Raw genomic sequence first — 22,028 nt, 5'->3', positions numbered from 1 at the left:
GGAGGGTGCCGGTGGACACGACGACGGCTCTGCGCGAGATCCTCGACCAGCGGGTGGCCGTGCTCGACGGTGCCTGGGGCACGATGCTGCAGGGAGCCGGTCTCACCCCGGCCGACTACCGCGGCGAGCTGATCACCGACGAGCACCCCAAGGACGTCACCGGCGACCCGGACCTGCTCAACCTCACCCGCCCCGACGTCATCCTCGACGTCCACCGCCAGTACCTCACCGCGGGCGCGGACATCACCACCACCAACACCTTCACCGCGACGAGCATCGGCCAGGCCGACTACGGGCTGCAGCACCTCGTGCACGAGATGAACGTGCGCGGTGCGCGGCTGGCGCGGCAGGCCGCCGACGAAGCAGGCGGGAAGCTCGTCGCCGGCTCGATCGGCCCGCTCAACGTCACGCTGTCGCTGTCGCCGAAGGTCGACGAGCCCGCCTACCGCGCGGTGACCTTCGACGAGGTCCGCCAGGCCTACGCCGAGCAGATCGCCGGGCTCGCCGAGGGCGGTGTCGACCTGCTGCTGATCGAGACGATCTTCGACACCCTCAACTGCAAGGCCGCCATCGCCGCCGCGCGCGAGGTCGCCCCGCACCTGCCGTTGTGGATCTCGGTGACGATCGTCGACCTGTCCGGCCGCACCCTGTCCGGGCAGACCGTCGAGGCGTTCTGGAGCGCGATCGAGCACGCGCGCCCGCTCGTCGTGGGCGTCAACTGCTCGCTGGGCGCGGAGGAGATGCGTCCGCACGTCGAGCAGCTGTCCCGCCTGGCGGGCACCTACGTCGCCTGCCACCCCAACGCCGGCCTGCCCAACGCCTTCGGCGGCTACGACCAGACCCCGGACGAAACCGCCGCCATGCTCGGTGAATTCGCGGGCAGCGGCATGGTCAACATCGTCGGCGGCTGCTGCGGTACCGGCCCGGACCACATCGCGAAGATCGCCCAGGCCGTCGCCGGTGCCGCCCCGCGCGTGGTGCCGCCGCCGCGCACGCACACCCGGTTCAGCGGGCTGGAGCCGTTCGACCTCGGCGCGGACACCGGGTTCGTGATGATCGGCGAGCGCACCAACGTCACCGGCTCGGCGAAGTTCCGCCGCCTCATCGAGTCCGGCGATTACCAGGCCGCCGTCGACGTCGCGCTGGACCAGGTGCGCGGCGGCGCGAACCTGCTCGACGTCAACATGGACGCCGATCTGCTCGACTCCGAGCAGGCGATGACGACGTTCCTCAACCTGATCGCCACCGAGCCCGAGGTCGCGCGCATCCCGGTGATGGTCGACAGTTCGCGCTGGAGCGTGCTGGAGGCCGGGCTCAAGTGCGTGCAGGGCAAGGGCGTGGTCAACTCGATCAGCCTCAAGGAGGGTGAGGAGCAGTTCCTGCGCCAGGCCCGCCGCGTCCGCGACTACGGCGCCGGTGTGGTCGTGATGGCCTTCGACGAGAAGGGCCAGGCCGACACCACGCAGCGCAAGGTGGAGATCTGCGCCCGCGCCTACGACCTGCTCACCCGTGAGGCCGGGTTCCCGCCCGAGGACATCGTCTTCGACCCCAACGTGCTCGCCGTCGCCACCGGCATCTCCGAGCACAACGGCTACGCCAAGGCGTTCATCGAGGCGCTGCCGCTGATCAAGGAACGCTGCCCGGGCGCCCGCACCAGCGGCGGTATCTCCAACCTGTCGTTCTCCTTCCGCGGCAACGACGTCGTGCGTGAGGCGATGCACTCGGCGTTCCTGTTCCACGCGGTGCGCGCGGGACTGGACATGGGCATCGTCAACGCCGGTCAGCTCGCCGTCTACGAGGACATCCCGGCCGAGCTGCTCGAACTGGTCGAGGACGTGCTGTTCGACCGCCGCGCCGACGCCACCGACCGGCTGGTCGAGTTCGCCGAGACCGTCCGTGGCCAGGGCCGCAAGCGCGTCGTGGACCTGTCCTGGCGCGAGGCGCCGGTGGCGGAGCGGCTGCGGCACGCGCTGGTGCACGGCATCGTCGACTACATCGAAGAGGACACCGAAGAAGCGCGGCAGGACTTCCCGCGGCCGCTGGAGGTCATCGAAGGCCCGCTGATGGACGGCATGAAGACCGTCGGCGACCTGTTCGGCTCGGGCAAGATGTTCCTGCCGCAGGTGGTCAAGAGCGCGCGCGTGATGAAGCGGTCGGTCGCCTACCTGGAACCGTTCATGGAGCGGGAGAAGGAGGAGGCGCGGCTGGCCGGGCGCATGCAGACCGAGCGCGGCAACGGCAAGATCGTGCTGGCCACCGTCAAGGGCGACGTGCACGACATCGGCAAGAACATCGTCGGCGTCGTGCTGGGCTGCAACAACTACGAGGTGATCGACCTCGGCGTGATGGTGCCCGCGGCCCAGATCCTGGACACGGCGGTCGCCGAGAACGCCGACGCGGTCGGGCTGTCCGGCCTGATCACGCCGTCGCTGGACGAGATGGTCTCGGTGGCCGCCGAGATGCAGCGCCGTGGCCTGAAGATCCCGCTGCTGATCGGCGGGGCGACCACGTCCCGGCAGCACACCGCGGTACGGATCGCGCCCGCCTACGACACGACGACGGTGCACGTGCTCGACGCGTCCCGGGTCGTCGGGGTGGTGTCGGACCTGCTGGACACCGACCGGGCGATGGTGCTGGACGAGACCAACCGTGCCGAGCAGGAGCGGCTGCGCGAGCAGCACGCGAACAAGCAGCGCCGCCCGATGCTCACGCTGGAGAAGGCACGGGCCAACCCGGAGCGCGTGTCGTTCGACGAGCTGCCGGTCCCCTCGTTCACCGGGGTGCGCGCGGTCTCGCCAGGGCTGCCCGCGTTGCGCGAGATGATCGACTGGCAGTTCCTGTTCCTGGCCTGGGAACTCAAGGGCAAGTACCCGGCGATCCTGGACCAGCCGGTGGCGCGCGAACTGTTCGAGGACGCCAACGCGCTGCTGGACGAGATCGTGGACCAGGGCCTGCTGGAGGCCCGTGGCGCCTACGGTTTCTGGCCCGCGCACAGCGAGGGCGACGACATCCTGCTGGACAACGGTGTGCGGTTCCCGATGCTGCGCCAGCAGACGTCCAAACCGGACGGTCGTGCGAACCGCTGCCTCGCGGACTACATCGCACCGGCAGGCGATCACCTGGGCGGTTTCGCGGTGACCGTGCACGGGGCGGAGGACCTGGCGCGCCACTACGAGGCCCAGCAGGACGACTACCGGGCGATCATGGTGAAGGCGCTGGCCGACCGCCTGGCGGAGGCGTTCGCCGAGTACATCCACCTCCAGGCGCGGCGCGAGTGGTTCGAGCCGGACGCGAAGCCCGCGCTGGAGGACCTGCACGCCGAACGCTTCCGCGGCATCCGCCCCGCGCTCGGATACCCGGCCAGCCCCGACCACAGCCAGAAGCGGGAGCTGTTCGAGCTGCTGCGGGCCTCGGACCTGGGCCTCGCCCTGACGGAATCCTTCGCGATGACCCCCGCCGCGAGCGTCAGTGGCCTGATCTTCGCCCACCCGGATTCCCGGTACTTCACGGTGGGCCGCCTCGGACGTGACCAGGTCACCGACTACGCCGCCCGCCGCGGTCTGCCGCAGGCGGAAATCGAGAAGTGGTTGCGGCCGAACCTGGACTACGATCCCGCGGAGTGACGATCTTCGAGGAGCTGCGGAACCACACCGGACTCGGCGTCTTCACCTGACGTTTCCCTCACCCGGTCAGGTGGTAGCCCCTGGGACAGGCACCACTCACACGACGGGGCGTGAGATGTATCCGGAATTCGAGCACGCGGCGGCCACCGGGCTGCGCCGGTACGTCGGCACGGTCGCCGAGGAGCTGGGGTGCAGCGGCGAGGCCTACTACGCCCACCTGGACCCGCCGCCGGCCTACGCCTATCTCGCGCTCGACGACCGGCTGCCCGACCACCCCGGCCAGGACACGGCGCTGGTGTGGAACGAGTACGACGGCTGGGGCGTGGTGACCGAGTCGCTGACCGGCCACGAGCTGAGCGTGGTGTGCCACCTGGGCGGTGAGCTGCTGCCGCCGCCCGAGGCGGTGGCGAAGTTCGTGGGCGAGGTGTTCGCCGGGCAGCGCTTCGACGGCGGCCCCGTCGGCACCACGGACGGCGCCAGGCTCCGCCGTCACCTGGCCACCTACGCGATCCCGTACCAGGGCACGGTCGCGCACCGGCCCGGGCGGCCCGTCGAGCAGGTCCGCCGCCGCCCCACCCGCTGACCCCTGGCCCTCGCCGGAAGCCCTCAATGCCGCATTGGTGGCACGCAAGTGGCATCGGGGGCGCGTGAGGGCGTTGCCATCGCTGGGCGGTTCCGGCAAAATGCCGCAATCGCACCACCTGGGGAGGCGTCGTGGGCGCGCGGAGCGGGGTTGTCGTCGTCGGGGCCGGGCCCGCTGGGCTGGCCCTCGCCAACGTGCTGCGGGACAAGGGCATCTCCTGCGTGGTGATCGAGGAGCAGACCCGCGCGTTCATCGAGGCGCGCCCGCGTGCCGGGTTCATCGAGGAGTGGGCCGTCCGCGCGCTGGACGAGCGCGGCTTGGCGAGCGGTCTGCTGGACAAGGCGCCCAGCCAGGGCCGGTTCGAGTTCCGCTTCGAGAACGGCCGCCACCCTTTCTCCTACGAACAGTGGGCGGGACAACGGCATTTCGTCTACCCGCAGCAGCTCCTCGTCACCGACCTCGTCGGGCGCTACGCCGACACGGGGGGCGCCATCGAGTTCGGGGTGCGTGACGTCGTCCTGCACGACGTCGACTCGACGGCACCGGCGGTCACCTTCACCGCCGCCGACGGCACCGCGAAGCGCCTGGACTGCGACTTCGTCGCCGGCTGCGACGGCGCCCAGGGCGTCAGCCGCCACCACCTCGACGGCAACCTCCTCACCCACGATTACGGCATCGGCTGGCTCGCGCTGCTCGCGCAGGCCCCGCCGAGCGCGGACGGTGTGCTGTTCGGCATCCACGCGCGCGGGTTCGCCGCCCATATGGCCCGCACCGACACCGTCACCCGCTTCTACCTGCAGTGCCCGCCCGGCGACTCGGAGGACAACTGGCCGCACGAGCGCGTCTGGTCCGAGCTGCACCAGCGCCTCGGCGTGCCGGACGGGCCGCTCATCGAGGGCGAGCTGATCGAGAAACGCGTGCTGGACATGCACAACTACGTCGTCGAGCCGATGGCCCGCGGCCGCCTGTTCCTGGCGGGCGAATCGGCGCACCTGGTCGCGCCGATCGCGGCGAAGGGCCTCAACCTCGCCCTGCACGACGCGTTCCATCTCGCCGAAGCGATCGAGGCGCACTACGGCGGCGACGACGGCCCGCTGACGCGCTACTCCGACACCTGCCTGGCCCGCGTGTGGCAATACCAGGAGTTCTCGCAGTGGCTGTCGGACATCTTCCACAGCTCCACCCTCGACCCGCCCGCCGACCCGTTCCGTGCCCGGCTCGCCCAGGCCCGCCTGCGGCGCCTGCTCGGCTCGCCCGCCGCGGCGGCCTCCTTCTCCGAGATCTACATCGGCAAGGCCGCCGACTTCTAGAGTGGACCGGCCACACCCGACCGCAGGGAGAACGAGCATGGCGGGCGACACCGACACCATCCTGATCGAGGCTGTCCGCGCCGGCGATTCCCTCGCCTACGACCACCTCTTCCGGCGGCACCAGCCGGTGGCGCGGCGGGTGGCGTCGATGCTGTGGCGCGACCACGCCGAGGTGGACGACCTCGTGGCCGAGTCGTTCGCGCGGGTGCTGGCGGCGATCCGCGACGGCGGCGGACCGGCCGAACGGTTCCGCCCCTACCTGCTGGTGACGCTGCGCAACCTCGCCGTGGAGTGGGCGCGCCGCCGCGACCGGCGGGAGGCCTGGAGGCTGCGCGAAGACGGCACGCCCGGTGTCGAGGAGATCGTCGTGGACCGCCTGACCGGCGAGGTCGCGCTCGCCGCGTTCCGGACCCTGCCCGAACGCTGGCGCTACGTCCTGTGGCACACCGAACTGGCGGGCACCCGCCCCGGCAGGCTGGCCCGCGAACTCGGCATGACACCCAACGGAGTCGCGGCGCTCGCGCTGCGGGCCCGTGAGGGGCTGCGGCAGGCGTTCCTGCAGGCCCACGTCCCCACCGCGCGCGACGACGGATGCCGCAACACCCGCCGCAGGCTGGGCGCGTGGACGCGCGGCAAGGTGACCACCCGGCAGCGCGAGGCCGTCGAGGCGCACCTGGACGGGTGCCCGGCGTGCCGTCGCGTCGCCGCGGTGCTCGGCACTCTCAACAACGGACTGCCCGCGCTGGGCCTGCTCCCGCTGCTCGGCCGGCTCCTGGGCGGGGCACCGGCGGCCGGTGCGACGGCGGTGTCGAAGACGGTGGCCGTCGTGACGCTGGCCGCGATCGCGACCGCGCCACTTCCCCAGCACACCCCGCCGGTCCTGGCGGCGCCGCCCGCCGCTCCGGCGGCGGTGGAGCAGACGCCGCACCACACCCCGCCGCGCGTTCCGTCGCAGTGGCCGGACAACCCCGGCCCGCCGAGCAGCCACGCGAAGGACCATCCGGGGAAGGCGAAGGGCAAGGACGCCAAACCCGCCAAGGAACCGAAGAAACCCAAGGCCGGGAAATCCGGCGGGCCCAAGGCCGGGAAGACCGCGAAACCGGAGAAGTCCAAGGCGCCCAAACCGGCGAAGGCGCCCAAGAAACCCAAGCCGGACAAGGGTTCCTCCGGAGGGTGAGGGACGCCGGGCTACTCGGCGGGTGCGCGCGCGGTGAGGAAGTCCAACGTCCGGGTCTGGTGCAGCAGCCGCTCCAGCTCCGGGGGACGCTCGTCCAGGTGCAGGTTGGCACCCGAGGCGCGGACTCGCCGCGCGATCATCAGCAGGATGGACAGTCCGTAGGAGTCGCAGTGGCCGAGGGTGCCGCAGTCGAGCCGCACGTCGTCCAGCCCGGGCGTCAACTGCGCGGTGAGCTCGGTGAGCAGGTCGTCCCCGGTGACCTGGTCCAGATCGCCGCTCAGCGCGCCGCGCAGGGTGCGGGGGTCGGGCGTCGTCCAGATCGCGCGCAGGGCAGTCATCAGGGCCCGCCGGAATCCGTGCCGCGCGCCAGCCCGGCGCGGGCTTCGGTGAGCAGCGCGGTGGCGCGCGGGAACTCACGCAGCTCACCGGCGAGCAGGTCCAGCGCGGGCAGCAGCGAGCCGGGCGGCACGCCGCGCGCCGCGAGGATGTCCGCGGTCCAGGTGAGAAACGCGGTGAACAGGGAACCGTCGTCGGTGTAGAGGGCGGTGGCCAGGAACTCGACGATGTGCGCCAGATCCTCGGCGGTGTACTGGCGCTGCAGCTCGGTGTAGTCCCGCATGCCCGGCACCCGGTCCTCCAGCCCGGCGTAGACCGCCCGCACCAGCTGCGGCGAGCTGCGGGTGACCAGCGTGTACTCCTGGTCGGCCAGGTGCGGCAGGTCGTCGAGGGGCTGGTGCGCCGCGCGCGGGCGGGGCAGCGGATCGGTGGTGAGCCGGTCCGCTGCCGCCCGCGCGTCGGGGGCCCACGCCTCGGCGCCGAGCAGACGGGCCCACCGGCCGTCGGCGCCGAAGGCCGCGCCGCCCGCGATCACCGGCACCCCGGCCGCCTGGCACGCGCTGATCGTGGCGTGCGCCGTCGGCAGGCGGGTCGGCAGCGAACCGGACAGCGCGACGGCCTCCGGGCCGGTGCGGTGCAGGTGCGTGATCAGATGCGGTGCCGGCACCTGCGCGCCCAGGTAGTCGACACCGAACCCGCGCAGCTTGAGCACCTCGGACAGCAGGCGCGCGGGCAGCGCGTGCCATTCACCGTCCACACAGGACACCGTGATCCGGCCCCGGTGCGCCCGCGGCCGCGGCAGCTCACGCACCAGGCCGCCGATGACGCGTTCGTTGATGGCGGTGGCGGCGTGCTCCTGGGCGACGCTGATGCGGTTGGCGGCCCACTCCCGGCCCACGCGGCGCTGCACGGCGCCGATGACGTCCAGCAGGACGGTCTCCGCGTCCACGCCGTCACCGAGCGCGGCGAGCACGATCCCGGTCGCGGTGTACTCGTCACCGTCCAGGACGGCGTTCCACAGCAGGCCGGCGTGGTGCGCGGCGCCGGTCACGGGGTCGGTGAGGGCGTTGTTCATGCGGGTCCTACCTTCCGGGACCGTTCACGGCGGTCAGGTGCCGCCCGCGTGGGGCGGTGATCGCGAGCAGGGCCATGTCGTCGTGCTGGGCGCTGCCGACCCATTCGGTGGCGAGCATCTGCACGCGCTCGACGACCGCCTCCGCGGGCATCCCGGCGCATTCGGCGAGTGCGCGGCGCAGGCGCTCCTCACCGAACATCTCGCCGCCGAGCGGGCCGCCGCGCGCCTCGGTGATGCCGTCGGTGTAGAGCAGGCACGTCTCGCCCGGGGCGAGCACGACCTCCTCGCTGGACACCTCGATCTCCGGCAGCACCCCGATGAGGCTGCCGGGGCAGGACACCTCCTCGACCCTGCCGTCGGTGCGCACGATCAGTGGCGGCAGGTGACCGGCGCAGGTGAGGCGCAGCCGGATCGTCATCCCCTGCCGGGAGACCGAAGCCAGCGCCAGCGTCGCGAACCGGGTGTGGTGCGAGCTGAGCAGCGAGGAGTTGAGCAGGCGGAGCATGCGGGCGTGGTCGCCGGCCATCGGCAGCAGCGCCTGCAGCGTGTTGCGGATCTTGCCGGTGAGGACGGCCGCCTCCAGCCCCTTGCCGCACACGTCGCCGAGCAGCGCCAGCGATTCGCCGGCCCGGACCGGGTGGACATCGTAGAAGTCGCCGCCGATGCGGTCGCCGTCCTGGGCCGGCCGGTAGCCGCCGGCGAACTCGATCCCGTCGACCTGCTGCAGGACCGGCGGCAGCAGTTCCTCGGTGAGGATGTCGGTGATCGAGCTCTGCTGCTCGAAGAGCCGGGCCGCCGACATCGCCGCGCCCGAGCGCGCCGCGAACAGCCGCGCGAAGATCTCTTCGTCCTCGGTGAAGGCATGGTGCCCGGCGTGGCGCACCAGGATCAGCGCCCCGGCAGGCACGCCGTGACCGGGCAGCGGGGTCACCACGATCGAGCCCGCCTCGCCGAACCCCTCCGGCAGGAGCCACGACGGGGCCTGGGCGGGGTCGATCCAGCGGGACGGCACCGGCGGGAACCCCTGCAGTGCCTCGGCGAGCCCGGGCAGCGCGTCCGGATCGATGTCCAGCGTGAGCGAGCGGGGACGGCCGCCGCGCGCGCAGACGACGGCGGGGTGGCGGCGGCGCAGACCGGGCGCCACGATCCAGGCGGCGTCGGCCAGGTGCGCGGCGGCCAGCTCGGCGGCCACCTCCATGCTGCGTGGCACGTTGAGGGAGCCGAGCAGCGCGTTCGAGGCGTCGCTGAGGAAGGCGGCCCGCTCCCGTTCGGTGCGCAGGGCGTCCTGGGCGCGGCGGAGTTGGGTGGTCTCCAGCAGCCACCACGTGACCTCGCCGCCGGGATGGCGCACCGGGTGCGCCTCGAAACTCCGGTCGCCGACCTCGCCGCAGGCCACGGTCTTCTCGGCGGTGGAGGCGCTGAACTCGCGGTGCGCTTCGCGCAGCCAGGCGGCGGCGCACTCGCCGAGCGGGCGGCCGGGACGCAGCGCGGGGAACAGGAGGCAGGCGTGCTGGTTCGCCGCCCGGACGGTGCCGTCCGCGTCGGCCAGCAACGCGGGGTGCGGGGCGCCGTCCCAGCCGGCATCGAGTCCGGCGGGCGACGCGGACACGAGACGGTTCGATTCAGTCACCATGCGGGCGCCGTCGCCCTCTCCCTTCCCAGCCGAGCGCGAGACGTCCCGGTCAGCTTCCCCCACCGGATCGGGCAGGGGCAAACCGGGGGTGCCCGGTGATCGCCGCCGCGGTGGCACTGGATGGCACCGCGGTGGCGAGTGCGGAGTTCCCGTGCCGGAACGTGGAACTCGCGTGCGGGAGCGTGGGACTCGCGGGGAGGGGTCAGGGGAGCCAGCGGGCCGGGTCGGCCAGGACGGCCGTCAGTTCGCGGTAGGCGGCGCCCGTCGCGCCGGGGGCGGGGTTGTTCTTCGCCGCCTGGATGGCCGGTGGCGTCCACTCCGCGGACAGCACGCGCTCCCGCAGCCGCGCCTCCAGTTCGGGGTGCAGCAGGTCGGCGATCTGCGCGAGGTGCCCGCCGAGCACGACCGTCGGGATGTCCAGCACGTTGATCACCCCGGCCAGCGCCACCGCGAGCGCCCGAGCGGCCGCCGTCACCGCTTCCCGCGCCCGCGGATCGCCGGAACCGGCCAGTTCGGCCAGGTGCGCGGGCGTCGACGCGGGTGTCAGCCCGGCCGCGGCGAGAAGCGCGTCGCGGCCGGCGTAGGTCTCCAGGCAGCCCGTCGAACCGCACCGGCACGCCGGACCCGCCGGGTCGACGCACACGTGCCCGATCTCGCCGGCCCACCCGTGCCGTCCGGCCATCACCTCGCCGCCCACGACGGCCGCGCCGCCGATGCCGATCTCACCCGACAGGTACACGAAATCGGGGAACGGGCCGGGCCGTCCCGGCGCGACCTCGGCGAAGGTCCGTGCCGCGAGGCTGGCCTCGTTGCCCACGCGCAGCGGCAGTCCCGCGATGGCCGCCGGATCCAGCAGCTCCGCCGGGAGCACCCCGGACCAGCCCAGGTTCGGCGCGCGCAACAGCGTCCCGGTCGCGGCGGCCACGATCCCGGGCAGCGCCAGTCCCGCGCCGACCAGCCGGAGGCCGGGCAGCCCGCCCAGCACCCGCGCCGACAACGCGCCCAGCCGCTCCAGCGTCTCCGCCGGATCACTGCCGACCAGATCCGCGTACTCCAGCGACTCGGCGACCACCCGGCCCCGCAGGTCGACCACCCGCACCGCCAGGAACCCGGCGTTGACCTGCAGCCCGGCCGCCGCCAGCCGTGATCCGGGCACCAGGGGAGTGGCCGGCCTGCCGCGCCTGCCGCCGGTGTCCGGTTCGATCTCGGCGAGGACCCCGCCCGCCACCAGCTCGTCGGCCAGTCTGGTCGCGGTGGCGCGCGTCATGGACGTCGCCGCGGCCACGTCCGCGCGGGACAGCGGCCGCGCCGACGCGCACACCGTGCGCGCCACCAGTGCCAGATTGCTCGCCCGGAGACTGGACTGGCGCGCACTGGTGCGCGAATCGAGAGCCGTCACGGGCGGGATCCTCACGAAGGCGATCTTCTGTTCAGTGGGTGAACAAAATCAGCCGATGAGGTGTTCGAGCGCGAGCTGCTGGAGCTGGACGAACCCGAAGTCGCGCTGCGCCGCCTTCTCCGGGTCGAAGCCGTCGTCGGCGGCGAGGAAGTCGGCGACCGACTCGCCCGCGCCCAGCGTGGGCTCGGCCAGGTCGAGGATCCCCGCACGGTCCATCGCCTCGCGCACCCGCGGATCGGCCCGGAACGCCGCCGCCTTGTCCGCGAGCATCAGGTAGGTCGACATGCAGGCACGCGCGGAATCCCAGATGCCGTCGAGGTACTCCGTGCGCGAGGGCTTGTAGTCGAAGTGCCGCGGACCGGTGTAGCGGGGCGCGTCCGGGTAGCCGGGGAAGCCGTTCTCCAGCAGGTCGACGGTGAAGAACGCGGAGATCAGGTCGCCGTGGCCGAACGCGAGGTCCTGGTCGTACTTGAGGCCGCGCTGGCCGTTGAGATCGAGGTGGAACAGCTTGCCGCTCCACAGCGCCTGGCCCAGCGCGTGCGTGTAGTTGAGTCCGGCCATCTGCTCGTGGCCGGTCTCGGGGTTGAGACCGACGATGTCGCCGTGCTCCAGCTGCGCGATCAGCGCGAGCGCGTGGCCCACGGTGGGCAGGAAGATGTCGCCGCGCGGCTCGTTCGGCTTGGGCTCCAGGCCGATCCGCAGGTCGTAGCCCTGCGACTTGATGTAGCCGGCGACGGTGTCCAGGCCCTCCTTGTAGCGCTCGAAGGCGGCGTAGACGTCCTTCGAGCCGTCGTACTCGGAGCCTTCGCGCCCGCCCCACATCACGAACGTCGTCGCGCCCATCTCGGCGGCGATGTCGACGGCCTGCAGCACCTTGCGCAGCCCGAAGCGGCGCACCCCGCGGTCGTTCGAGGTCAGGCCGCCGTCCTTGAAGACGGGATGGCTGAAGGTGTTGGTGGTGACCATCTCGATCACCAGGCCGGCCGCGTCGGCGGCTTCCTTGAGCCGCCGGGTGCGGCGCTGTTTCGTGGCGAGGTCGGCGTCGAAGGGGAAGACGTCGTTGTCGTGGAAGGTGATGCCCCAGACGCCCAGTTCGGCGAGCTTGTCGGAGTACTCCCACGGGTCCAGCGCGGGACGGCTCGGCCCGCCGAAGGGGTCCGTGCCGGTCCAGCCCACGGTCCACAGGCCGAACGAGAACTTGTCCTCGACTGTCGGTTGGCGCACCATCGCAGCTCCTCCAGGCTTTTGTTTTCCGGAGTAACTTAATTCGGGGGCGCACACGCAGTCAAGGCCGGGCGGCGCATCGCCACCCGGCCCCACTGTTCGATCGGTCCGCTCAGTCTTCGGAGGGCAGGCGCTCGCCGGTCTCCGGGTTGAAGGCGTGCACCTCTTCGGACTCGCCGACGGCGATCTGGACGGTCTCGCCCAGCTGCGGCGGACGGCGGCCCTCGGCGCGGACCACGAACCGCTCGACGCGGTCGCCGATCTTCACGCCGCCGTGGATGTAGGCGTCGGCGCCCAGCTCCTCGACCAGCTCGACGGTCAGCTTCGCGGCCTGCTCGCCGGCACCGGCCAGGCGCAGCGACTCCGGCCGCAGACCGAGCGTCACCGACTCGACCCCGGCCTGATGCGCGGCGGCCAGCGTCGCGCGGGGGAGCGGGACGGTCAGCCCGTCGAGCTGCGCGCCATCGGCCGTCAGGGCGACGGTCTTGAGGTTCATCGCGGGCGAGCCGATGAACCCGGCCACGAACGCGTTGCGCGGGCGCTCGTACAGGTTGCGCGGGGTGTCGCACTGCTGGAGCTTGCCGTCCTTGAGCACCGCGACCCGGTGACCCATCGTCATGGCCTCGACCTGGTCGTGCGTGACGTAGATGGTGGTGGTGCCCAGGCGCTTCTGCAGCGCGGCGATGTTGGCGCGGGTCTCCACGCGCAACTTGGCGTCCAGGTTGGACAGTGGCTCGTCCATCAGGAACACCGCGGGCTCGCGCACGATCGCGCGGCCCATCGCGACGCGCTGGCGCTGACCACCGGAAAGCGCTTTCGGCTTGCGGTCGAGATAGGGCGTCAGGTCGAGCAGCGCGGCCGCCTCGCGGACGCGCTCGGCGATCTTGGCCTTGGACACGCGCTTGAGCTTGAGCGCGAAGCCCATGTTCTCGGCGACCGTCATGTGCGGGTAGAGCGCGTAGGACTGGAACACCATCGCGATGTCGCGGTCCTTGGGCGGGGTGGCTGTGACGTCCTTGCCGTCGATGTAGATGGCGCCCTCGTCGACGTCCTCCAGCCCGGCGAGCATGCGCAGCGCGGTCGACTTGCCCGAGCCCGACGGCCCCACCAGCACGAGGAACTCGCCGTCGGTGATGTCGAGATCGAGGCTGTCCACGGCCCGGACCGGCGGCGAGCCGGGGTAGAGCCGCGACGCCTGCCGGTAGCTGACCTCAGCCATGGGGACCGCTCCTTCGTCACGTCGTCGTTGCCGTCTGTCTACGCCGACGGCGGTCACTCTCGCCAGGGTTCGTCAATTCACTAAACTGACGAACGTGGAAGCGATGGGCGCGCAGGCGATGCGGCGGCACAACGCCGCGCTGGTCATGGAGCTGATCGCGCGGGACGCTCCGGTGTCGCGGGTCGAGCTGGCGCAGCGGACCGGGCTGACGAAGGCGACGGTGTCGAGCCTGGTCACCGAACTGACCGGGGCGGAGCTGGTGCGGGACCTGGGGCCGGAGCCGGGGCGCGTGCCGGGCCGTCCGGCGGGGCGGCTGGTGCTGGACCCCTACGGGCCGGTCGCGCTGGGCCTGCAGTTCGGCGCCGGGCACATCGCGGGCGTGATCCTGGACCTGTCCGGGCGTCCGCTCGCGCGGCAGATCCGGCGGTTCGACGTGGCCGGTGCGGGCGCCGAGGAGGGCGTGCGCGCGGCGCGCCCGGTGCTGCGGCGCTTGTTCGACGAGGCCACGACCGCCGGGCGGCTGGTGGCGGGCGTCGGCGTGGCGATCGGCGGGACGGTGCGGTCCGGGTTGGTGTCGGCGTTGCCGCTGGGCTGGCGGGAGGTCGACGCGCGGGCGCTGGTCGCGGGCGAGTTGCGGGCACTGGACCTGCACGGGCTGGACGTGGTGGTGGCCGGGGAGGTGGCGTGCGCGGCGCTGGCGGAGTACCAGGCCGGGGCGGCGCGGGACTGGCTGTACCTGGGCGGTGAGGAGGTGATCGGGCTCGCGCCGCTGGACCCGGCGGTCACGCTCGCCGGCGACCTCGGGCATGTCCCGGTCCGTCGTCGCGGTGACGCGTGTCCTTGTGGGGGGCGTGGTTGCCTGGACCTCTACGCGGGCCGGGCCGCGATGGCGTCGGCGGCCGGTGTGGCCGATCCCGGGACCGCCCGGCTGCTGGGCGGGGCGGAGCCGCTGGCCGAGCGGGCGCGGCGCGGCGATCCGGCGGCGGTGCGGGCGCTGGACCGGGCGGGCGAGGCCCTGGCCGAGGCGCTGGTCTCGGTGCGGGCGCTGCTCGATCCGGAGACCATCGTGCTCGGCGGTCGCCTGGCGGCGTTCGGCGCGGACTTCCGGCGCCGGGTGGTCGAGCGCCTGGCGCCGGGGCTGACCGTGCGGGCTTCGAAGCTGGGCCCCGACGCGGCCCTGCGCGGCGCGGCGGGCCACGTGATCGCCCGGGTGATCGCCGACCCCCTGACCTGGATCGAAGGCTGACCCCACGCCCCGCACCAGCAAACACGCCGCCCGGAGCGGCCAACACGGCGGGGGCGTCGGCGTGTTGGCCGTTCCCGCTGGCGTGTTGGCCGGCGGGGGCGGTGTGTTGGCTATTCCCAGACGACCACGTTGCGGCGGACGGGGGTGGTGCCGGTGTTGGAGGCGAACAGGTCGGGCTTGCGTTCCCGGATGCGTTCGATGTCGGCGAAGACCTCGCGCAGGTGGGTGCGCATCGTTTCGCGGGCGAGCGGGATGTCGTGCGCCGCCACGGCGCGGAGGATTTCGCCGTGCTGCCGGGCGAACACCTCGGGCGTGTTGGCCTCGTGCAGGCCGAGCCGACGGGCGCGGTCGAGGTGGCCCTTCGCCGAGACGACCGTCGGCCAGGCCGGGTCGTGCCCGCTGAGCTCGAGCAGGCCCCGGTGGAACTCCTCGTCGAGCGCGAAGAACTCCTCCAGGTCGATGCCCGGCTCCTGCTGGCGCGCCAGGTTCTCCTCCAGCTCGGCCACGTCCGGCGACTCCGGCAGGTCCTCCAGCGCCGCCAGTTCGACCGCCTCCCGCAGGAACTGCGCGTCCGCCACCCGCCGCGGGTCCACCCGCGACACGAACGAGCCGACCTGCGGGAACACCTGCACCAGTCCCTCCTCGGCGAGCAGGATCAGGCTTTCCCGCACCGGGGTGCGGCTCACGCCGAGACTAGCCGCCAGTTCGTTCTCGGACAGCGCGGCCCCCGGCGGCAGCTCCAGCGTCAGCACCTTCCGCCGCAGCTTCTCGTAGACGAGCCTGCGGTTCGTGCGCCCTCGTTCCGTCACCACGCCGACACTAGCCGACAACGGCTGCCGCACTAGTTGACGCACTGTACGACGGGTGCTTGTATACAAGTACTGCCACACCGAAGGAGCTTCCGTGAGCACGATCGAGCGCGCCGAGGTGTTCGTGGCCTCGCCGGGCCGCAACTTCGTCACCCTGCGCCTGACCACGTCCGACGGCGTGACCGGCCTGGGCGACGCGACCCTCAACGGCCGTGAACTGGCCGTGGCGAGCTACCTGCGGGACCACGTCGTCCCGCTGCTCACCGGCCGCGATCCGGCACGCATCGAGGACATCTGGCAGTACCTCTACCGTGGCGCGTACTGGCGCCGCGGCCCGGTGACGATGACCGCGATCGCCGCCGTCGACACCGCGCTGTGGGACATCAAGGGCAAGGTCGCCGGCCTGCCGGTCTACCAGCTGCTCGGCGGCCGCTCCCGCGACGGCGTCCTGGTCTACTCCCACGCCAGCGGCGCCGACGTGCCCGAACTGCTCGACGACGTCGCCCGCTTCCGCGAGCAGGGCTACCGCGCGATCCGCGCGCAGGCGGCCGTGCCCGGCGTCGGCGGCACCTACGGTGTGCGCAAGGGCGTGGTCTACGAACCGGCCGCCACCTCCCTGCCCGACGAACAGCCCTGGTCCACCGAGGACTACCTGGACTTCGCACCGTCCTATCTGGAGGCCGTGCGTGCGGCACACGGGTTCGGTTTCCACCTCCTGCACGATGTCCACCACCGGCTCACCCCGATCGAGGCCGCCCGCTTCGGCAAGCGTGTCGAGGACTGCCGCCTGTTCTGGATGGAGGACCCGACCCCGGCGGAGAACCAGGAGGCGTTCCGCCTGATCCGGCAGCACACCACGACACCGGTGGCGGTCGGTGAGAACCTGTCGTCCATCTGGGACGTCCAGCACCTGATCACCGAGCAGCTGATCGATTACGTCCGCACCACCGTGGTGCACGCGGGCGGCATCACGCACCTGCGCCGCATCTTCGACCTCGCCGCGCTCTACCAGGTCCGCACCGGCTCGCACGGCGCGACCGACCTGTCGCCGGTCACCCTCGCGGCGGCCGTGCACGTCGACCTCGCGGTCCCCAACTTCGGCATCCAGGAGTACATGCCGCACGTGCCGGAAACGCTGGAAGTGTTCCGGGGCGGGGTGTCCTTCGCGAACGGGATGCTGCACCCGTCGGAGGAGCCGGGCCTGGGCGTGGAGTACGACGAGAAGGCGGCCGAGAAGTTCCCCTACGAGCCGCGTTACCTGCCGGTGGCGCGCCGTCTCGACGGTTCGGTGCACGACTGGTGAGCACGACCCTGTCCCGGTCCACACTGGACACACTGGCACCGGAGCACCGCCCGCTCGCCGATCCGCGCGACCTCGAAGCCAAGGTGGTCCACTTCGGACTGGGCGCCTTCCACCGCGCGCACCAGGCCGTCTACACCGAGGCCGCCGGCCAGCCGTGGGGGATCGCCGCCGTGGCACCGCGGTCACCGTGGCCGGTCGAGGCGCTGCGTGCCCAGGACTGCCTGTTCTCGGTCGCCGACCGCGGGCCCGCCGGGGGCATCCGGGTCGTCGGCTCGATCGTCGAAGCCCTGGAGATGGTGCCCGACGCCGGCCGCGTGGACGCCCTGCTCACCAGCCCCGAGGTGACCGTCGTGACCCTGACCGTCACCGAAAAGGGCTACTTCCGCGACCCCCGCACCGGCCGCCTCGACACCACCGACCCGGCGATCGCGGCCGACCTCGCCGGAGCGCCGCCGCGCACCGTCATCGGCAGGCTGACCACGTCACTCGAAAGCCGGTTCCGGACCTCCGGTGCCCCGGTCAACGTCGTGTCCTGCGACAACGCGGCCGGGAACGGCGCCGCGCTCAAGACCGTGCTCACCGGGTTCGCCGCCGCGGCGCGCCGGCCGGAAGCCTTCCTGCGCTGGCTCGACGAGTCGGTCGCGTTCCCGTCCACGGTCGTCGACCGGATCGTGCCCGCCGTCACCGGAGCCGACCGCGAGGCCGCCGCGACCGCGCTCGGGGTGCGGGACGAGATGACGGTCGCGGGCGAGCCGTACCGGCAGTGGGTGATCGAGGACTCCTTCGCGGCGTCGCGCCCGCGCTGGGAGGCCGACGGCGCGCTGCTCGTCCCGGATGTCGCGCCGCACCAGCTGATGAAGCTGCGCCTGCTCAACGGCGCGCACTCCGCGATGGCCTACCTCGGCCTCGCCGCGGGATGCCGGACCGTCGCCGACGTCCTGGCCACCGGCTGGGGTGAGGCACTGGTCCGGGGCTTCACCGCGGAGGTCGCCCCGACCCTGCCGGACTCGGATCTGGACGTGCCCGCCTACGTGAACGCACTGGTCGAGCGGTTCGCCAACCCGGCGATCGGCCACGAGCTGCGGCAGATCGGTTCGGACGGCTCGTTGAAGATCGCCGAGCGCTGGCTGCCCGTCCTGCGCGAACGGGGCGGCACCGGCCCGGTGCTGGCCCTGGCGCTGGCGGCGTGGGCGCACGCGACCCGCCGGCCACACGGCACCACCGACCCGGCGGCGGCCGAGCTGGCCGCCTGCTGGGACGCGCCAGGGGACCGGACTGCCCTCGCGCGGTTGCTGACCACGGTCGGCGGCGCGGACCTGGCCGAAGACCCCGCAGTCGTGGCCGCGATCGCGGACAACCTGCCCGCCGTCCGCGCCGGGCGCGTCACCCTCTGACGACCCCCGCCCTGCCCCGTGAAGCGAAGGAGCGCACGATGACCGACAGCACCGAGACGGCGGAGGGGGCCGTGACCAGGACGACGCGGGACCTCAGCCGGGCCGCCGTGTCCGGCTGGCTCGGCACGGCCATGGAGTTCATGGACTTCCAGCTGTACTCGCTGGCCGCCGCGATCGTGTTCAACAAGATCTTCTTCCCCAACGTCAGCCCGGCGATCGGCCTGATCGCGGCGATGGCGACCTACGGTGTCGGCTACGTCGCGCGACTGGCCGGGGCGGTCTACTTCGGACGGATGGGCGACCGGATCGGCCGCAAGAAGGTCCTGTTCGTCACGATCGCGCTGATGGGTGTGTCGACCACGCTGATCGGTGTGCTGCCGCCGTACGCGACCATCGGCATCGCCGCGCCGATCCTGCTCGTCGCGCTGCGCCTGGTGCAGGGTTTCGGCGCGGGCGCGGAGATCGCCGGTGCGACCGTGATGCTGACCGAGTACGCACCGGCCCAGCGCCGCGGCCTGATCTCGTCGCTGGTGTCGCTGGGCACGAACTCCGGCACGCTCGCGGCGTCCGGTCTGTGGGCGGTGCTGCTCGCGGTCCTGTCCGACGAGCAGTTGCTGAGCTGGGGCTGGCGACTGCCGTTCCTGCTGAGCTTCGTGATGCTGCTGTTCGGCGTGTGGGTCCGTGCCAACCTCAAGGAAAGCCCGGTCTTCGAGGAGCGGCCGGACGTCGTGAACGGCGTCGCGTTGTCCCGCAAGGAGATCGAGGAGTCCGGCGAGAGCACCATCGAGGCGGGCCTCAAACAACGCAAGGGCAAGGCGTTCCTGCTGGCGCTCGGGCTGCGGTTCGGGCAGGCGGGCAACTCCGGTCTGGTGCAGACGTTCCTGGTCGGCTACATCGCGACCGAGCTGATGGTGAACAAGTCCGTGCCGACCGCGGCGATCGTGTACGGCTCGCTGCTCGGGTTCGTCACCATCCCGGTGGTGGGCCTGCTGGGCGACCAGTACGGCCGCCGCCCGGTCTACCTGGGTCTGTCGCTGCTGACCGTGCTGATCGCGGTGCCGATGATGCTGACCATCGCCTCCGGCGGCACGGCCGGGCTGACGATCGCGATGATCGTCGGGCTCAACATCGGCGTGCTCGGCCTGTTCTCGCTGGAGAGCGTGACGATGGCCGAGCTGTTCGGCTCCCGCACGCGGTTCACCCAGCTGGCCGTGGCCAAGGAGATCGGCGGCATCCTCGCCACCGCGATCGGGCCGGTGCTGGCCGCGTCACTGACCGCCTGGACCGGGCACTGGTGGCCCATCGCGGCGATGCTGATCGTCTATTCGCTCATCACGTTCGTGTCGGCCTTCCTCGCGCCGGAGACCCGCGACCGTGACCTGGTCCGGCTGGAGGACGCGGCATGAAAGCGGTCGTCGTGCACGGCCCCGGTGACGTCCGGGTCGACACCCTGGCCGATCCGGTGCCCGGTGCCGGCGAGGTCCTCGTCGCGATGGAGTGGGGCGGCATCTGCGGTTCCGACGTCGCCTACTGGCGCCACGGCGCCTCCGGGACGGCCGTGCTCAAGGACCCGCTGGTGCTCGGCCACGAGGTCGCCGGGCGCGTCGCCGGTCTCGGCCCTGGGGTGACCACCGTGGACATCGGCACGGCGGTGACCGTCCACCCGGCACAGCCGGTCGGGGACGCCGCGCTGCCGGAGCGGATCGCCGGGCGCACCAACCTGCTGCCCCGCGTGCGGTACTTCGGCTCGGCGGCCTTCCACCCGCACACCGACGGCGGGTTCAGCGAACTGCGGGTGGTGCGGGCAGGTCAGCTGCGGCCGCTGCCCGACGGTGTGAGCACGCGGCAGGGTGCGCTGGCCGAACCCCTGGCCGTGGCGATGCACGCGGTGCACCGTGCCGGTGACGTGACCGGCCGGACGGTGCTGGTCAACGGTGCCGGGCCGATCGGATGCCTCGTGGTGGCGGCGGCGAAGTTCGCCGGTGCGGCCACCGTGATCGCCGCGGACCTCGCCCCCTCGGCACTGGGAATCGCCCGGCGGCTGGGCGCCGATCACACCGTCGACCTTGGATCGGGTGCCGCGCTGCCGGAGGATGTCGAGCTGGTTTTCGAAGCCTCCGGCGCACCCGCCGCGCTCGGCGGTGCGCTGCGGGCGACCGCGCGGGGCGGCACGCTCGTGCAGGTCGGCAACCTGCCGGGGGAACCGGCGCCGTCCGTGCTCGGTGACCTGGTCACCCGCGAGATCAGCTGGACCGGCTCCTACCGGTTCGTCGACGAGATCACCGACGCGGTGCGGGCGCTGGGCGAGGGCCTGGACGTCTCGCCGATCATCACGCACACCTTCGACCTGGACGACGCGGGCGAGGCGCTCGCGGTCGCCGCCGACCGGGGCAGCGGCAGCAGCAAGGTCCTGCTGAAGCTGGGTGGATCACGACGGTCGTGACGCCGGCGCCGCTGTCCACCCCGGCCTGGGGCCGCGCCACCGGCGGATCCGTGCTGCCGGTGGGCATCGGGGGAGCGGAGTCCACTGTGGCCATCGGGCGGACGTGCTGCACCTGACCGGGATCACGGCCGCGCTCGGACCGGGACCACGGGAGGGAAGAGCTTCACCTCGTCCACCCGACGCCGCGATGACCCTGCGCGTGGCGGCGGTCAGACGGTGAGCACGACCTTCGCCCTGGCGTGCTCGGTCTCCAGGTAGCGGATCGCTTCCGCGGTCCTCTCCAGCGGGTAGCTGCGGTCGATCACCGGCTCGACCTGCCCGGACTCGATGAATTCGGTCAGCGACGTGAGCAGGTCCCGGTTCGACGATCCGGAGAATTCGCCGATCCGGTGCTTGACGAACCGGGACGTGAGGCGGCCCCGGACGATCAGCGCCATCGGGCCGAAAAGGGTGCCGCCACGGGAAACTCCGCCGCCGGAGAGCAGGAGCGTGCCGTCCGGGGTGAGGACCCGGCGGAACTCCGCCAGTGACCGGTTGCCGACGAGGTCGAGCACCAGCTCGTGACGCGCCTCGCCGCGGGTGAAGTCCTCACGCGTGTAGTCCACGACGTGGTCGGCGCCGAGTTCGGCGACCAGTTCGGCGTTGCGCGTGCGGCACACCGCGGTCACGGTCGCGCCGAGCGCCTTCGCGATCTGCACGGCGAACGTGCCGACGCCGCCGGACGCGCCGTTGATCAGGACATGCTGCCCGGACTGGAGCTTCCCCGCGTCGCGCAACCCGACGAGCGCGGTGGTGCCCGCCAGCGGAACCGCGGCGGCCTGCTCGAACGTGAGCTTGCCGGGCTTGGGAGCGAGCTTGTTTTCCGCCACGCACACGTATTCGGCGAACGCGCCGTCTTCTTCACCGGTGTCGCCGTACACCTCGTCGCCAGGACGCAGCGTGGTGACTTCGTCGTCGACGGATTCGACGATTCCGGCGAGGTCCCGGCCGCGGATGCGGGCGCGGGGCTCGCGCGTGGAGCGGTGCGCCAGCCGCATGACCCACGGGTCGCCGCGCATCATGTGCCAGTCGTAGGCGTTGACCGCGGCCGCGCGCACCCGGACGAGCACTTCGCGCGCGGAGGGGGACGGCTGCGGGGTTTCCCGCAGCGAGAGGGTTTCGGGGGAGCCGTAGGTGTCCTGGACGATCGCCTTCATCGGAACCTCCGGATCCGCGGCATTGCAGCGACCGTAGGACGAAGCGGGCGAGAGCGGT

At 72.4% G+C, this 22,028-nt stretch carries 17 protein-coding genes; 9 read left to right on the top strand and 8 right to left on the bottom strand.

Features of this window, described 5'->3' with window-relative positions; translation table 11 throughout:
* Window positions 1-11 precede the first annotated feature (11 nt).
* From metH to HNR02_RS29285, 4 genes are all read left to right on the top strand, one after another.
* Window positions 12-3,623, top strand: a complete 3,612-nt coding sequence (gene metH / locus HNR02_RS29300; protein ID WP_179776884.1) for a methionine synthase — start codon at window positions 12-14, stop codon at window positions 3,621-3,623.
* A gap of 115 nt (window positions 3,624-3,738) precedes the next feature.
* Entirely contained in the window at window positions 3,739-4,206 is a 468-nt protein-coding gene (locus HNR02_RS29295; protein WP_179776883.1) for a DUF6292 family protein, read from the top strand.
* Window positions 4,207-4,337: 131 nt separating this feature from the next.
* A complete protein-coding gene (locus HNR02_RS29290) occupies window positions 4,338-5,516 on the top strand; it encodes a 4-hydroxybenzoate 3-monooxygenase (RefSeq protein ID WP_179776882.1) in 1,179 nt (392 codons plus the stop codon).
* Window positions 5,517-5,553: 37 nt separating this feature from the next.
* Window positions 5,554-6,693 (top strand): sigma-70 family RNA polymerase sigma factor, encoded by a 1,140-nt coding sequence (locus tag HNR02_RS29285; protein ID WP_179776881.1) that lies wholly within the window; start codon window positions 5,554-5,556, stop codon window positions 6,691-6,693.
* Window positions 6,694-6,704: 11 nt separating this feature from the next.
* Here the strand turns inward: HNR02_RS29285 and HNR02_RS29280 are convergent, their stop codons facing one another.
* From HNR02_RS29280 to HNR02_RS29255, 6 genes are all read right to left on the bottom strand, one after another.
* Window positions 6,705-7,031: an STAS domain-containing protein gene (locus tag HNR02_RS29280; protein WP_179776880.1), complete on the bottom strand. Its 327-nt coding sequence runs from the start codon at window positions 7,029-7,031 to the stop codon at window positions 6,705-6,707.
* Entirely contained in the window at window positions 7,031-8,104 is a 1,074-nt protein-coding gene (locus HNR02_RS29275) for a cobalamin B12-binding domain-containing protein (RefSeq protein ID WP_179776879.1), read from the bottom strand. Before HNR02_RS29275 ends, HNR02_RS29280 begins: the two co-directional genes overlap by 1 nt.
* Window positions 8,105-8,111: 7 nt before the next feature.
* Window positions 8,112-9,737 carry a SpoIIE family protein phosphatase gene (locus HNR02_RS29270; RefSeq protein WP_179776878.1) on the bottom strand — a complete coding sequence of 542 codons (1,626 nt, stop codon included), beginning with the start codon at window positions 9,735-9,737 and terminating at the stop codon, window positions 8,112-8,114.
* A gap of 202 nt (window positions 9,738-9,939) precedes the next feature.
* Window positions 9,940-11,136, bottom strand: coding sequence for an ROK family protein (locus HNR02_RS29265; RefSeq protein WP_179776877.1), 1,197 nt, complete (start codon window positions 11,134-11,136; stop codon window positions 9,940-9,942).
* Between the two features lie 48 nt (window positions 11,137-11,184).
* Window positions 11,185-12,363 (bottom strand): xylose isomerase, encoded by a 1,179-nt coding sequence (xylA, locus tag HNR02_RS29260; protein ID WP_179776876.1) that lies wholly within the window; start codon window positions 12,361-12,363, stop codon window positions 11,185-11,187.
* Window positions 12,364-12,472: 109 nt separating this feature from the next.
* Entirely contained in the window at window positions 12,473-13,579 is a 1,107-nt protein-coding gene (locus HNR02_RS29255) for an ABC transporter ATP-binding protein (RefSeq protein WP_179776875.1), read from the bottom strand.
* A gap of 103 nt (window positions 13,580-13,682) precedes the next feature.
* Between HNR02_RS29255 and HNR02_RS29250 the strand changes: the two genes are divergently transcribed.
* Entirely contained in the window at window positions 13,683-14,825 is a 1,143-nt protein-coding gene (locus tag HNR02_RS29250; protein WP_179777916.1) for an ROK family transcriptional regulator, read from the top strand.
* Between the two features lie 110 nt (window positions 14,826-14,935).
* Here HNR02_RS29250 and HNR02_RS29245 read toward each other — a convergent pair whose 3' ends face one another.
* Complete coding sequence (locus HNR02_RS29245) at window positions 14,936-15,634, bottom strand: GntR family transcriptional regulator (RefSeq protein WP_312861210.1); 699 nt, start codon at window positions 15,632-15,634, stop codon at window positions 14,936-14,938.
* A 94-nt stretch (window positions 15,635-15,728) separates the two neighbouring features.
* On the opposite strand from HNR02_RS29245, the gene manD reads away from it, so the two are divergent.
* Genes manD through HNR02_RS29225 form a run of 4 tightly spaced genes read left to right on the top strand, consistent with a single transcriptional unit; the run spans window position 15,729 to window position 20,774 of the window.
* The gene (gene manD, locus HNR02_RS29240) at window positions 15,729-16,937 is read left to right on the top strand and encodes a D-mannonate dehydratase ManD (protein WP_179776873.1); all 1,209 of its coding nucleotides are present in this window, start codon (window positions 15,729-15,731) and stop codon (window positions 16,935-16,937) included.
* On the top strand, window positions 16,934-18,331 hold the full coding sequence (locus tag HNR02_RS29235; RefSeq protein ID WP_179776872.1) for a mannitol dehydrogenase family protein: 1,398 nt from the start codon (window positions 16,934-16,936) through the stop codon (window positions 18,329-18,331). Before manD ends, HNR02_RS29235 begins: the two co-directional genes overlap by 4 nt.
* 38 nt (window positions 18,332-18,369) lie before the next feature.
* On the top strand, window positions 18,370-19,737 hold the full coding sequence (locus tag HNR02_RS29230) for an MFS transporter (RefSeq protein WP_179776871.1): 1,368 nt from the start codon (window positions 18,370-18,372) through the stop codon (window positions 19,735-19,737).
* A complete protein-coding gene (locus HNR02_RS29225) occupies window positions 19,734-20,774 on the top strand; it encodes an L-idonate 5-dehydrogenase (RefSeq protein ID WP_179776870.1) in 1,041 nt (346 codons plus the stop codon). The genes HNR02_RS29230 and HNR02_RS29225 overlap by 4 nt, the downstream gene beginning before the upstream one ends.
* A 209-nt stretch (window positions 20,775-20,983) precedes the next feature.
* On the opposite strand, the gene HNR02_RS29220 is transcribed toward HNR02_RS29225, so the two are convergent.
* Entirely contained in the window at window positions 20,984-21,970 is a 987-nt protein-coding gene (locus HNR02_RS29220; protein ID WP_179776869.1) for an NAD(P)-dependent alcohol dehydrogenase, read from the bottom strand.
* Window positions 21,971-22,028 lie beyond the last annotated feature (58 nt).

The sequence above is a fragment of the Amycolatopsis endophytica genome (genome assembly GCF_013410405.1).
GTDB classification, from domain to species: Bacteria; Actinomycetota; Actinomycetes; order Mycobacteriales; family Pseudonocardiaceae; genus Amycolatopsis_E; species Amycolatopsis_E endophytica.
The sequence above is the reverse complement of the archived record's forward strand: the minus strand, read 5'-3'. Positions and strand labels throughout refer to the sequence as shown.

Bases quoted from the DNA above. Each gene is read 5' to 3' on its own strand.
- HNR02_RS29275 (WP_179776879.1), bottom strand. From the start codon at position 8,104: ATGAACAACGCCCTCACCGACCCCGTGACCGGCGCCGCGCACCACGCC.
- HNR02_RS29285 (WP_179776881.1), top strand. From the start codon at position 5,554: ATGGCGGGCGACACCGACACCATCCTGATCGAGGCTGTCCGCGCCGGC.
- xylA (WP_179776876.1), bottom strand. From the start codon at position 12,363: ATGGTGCGCCAACCGACAGTCGAGGACAAGTTCTCGTTCGGCCTGTGG.
- HNR02_RS29225 (WP_179776870.1), top strand. From the start codon at position 19,734: ATGAAAGCGGTCGTCGTGCACGGCCCCGGTGACGTCCGGGTCGACACC.
- HNR02_RS29220 (WP_179776869.1), bottom strand. From the start codon at position 21,970: ATGAAGGCGATCGTCCAGGACACCTACGGCTCCCCCGAAACCCTCTCG.
- HNR02_RS29270 (WP_179776878.1), bottom strand. From the start codon at position 9,737: ATGGTGACTGAATCGAACCGTCTCGTGTCCGCGTCGCCCGCCGGACTC.
- HNR02_RS29230 (WP_179776871.1), top strand. From the start codon at position 18,370: ATGACCGACAGCACCGAGACGGCGGAGGGGGCCGTGACCAGGACGACG.
- HNR02_RS29295 (WP_179776883.1), top strand. From the start codon at position 3,739: ATGTATCCGGAATTCGAGCACGCGGCGGCCACCGGGCTGCGCCGGTAC.
- HNR02_RS29280 (WP_179776880.1), bottom strand. From the start codon at position 7,031: ATGACTGCCCTGCGCGCGATCTGGACGACGCCCGACCCCCGCACCCTG.
- HNR02_RS29250 (WP_179777916.1), top strand. From the start codon at position 13,683: ATGGGCGCGCAGGCGATGCGGCGGCACAACGCCGCGCTGGTCATGGAG.
- HNR02_RS29255 (WP_179776875.1), bottom strand. From the start codon at position 13,579: ATGGCTGAGGTCAGCTACCGGCAGGCGTCGCGGCTCTACCCCGGCTCG.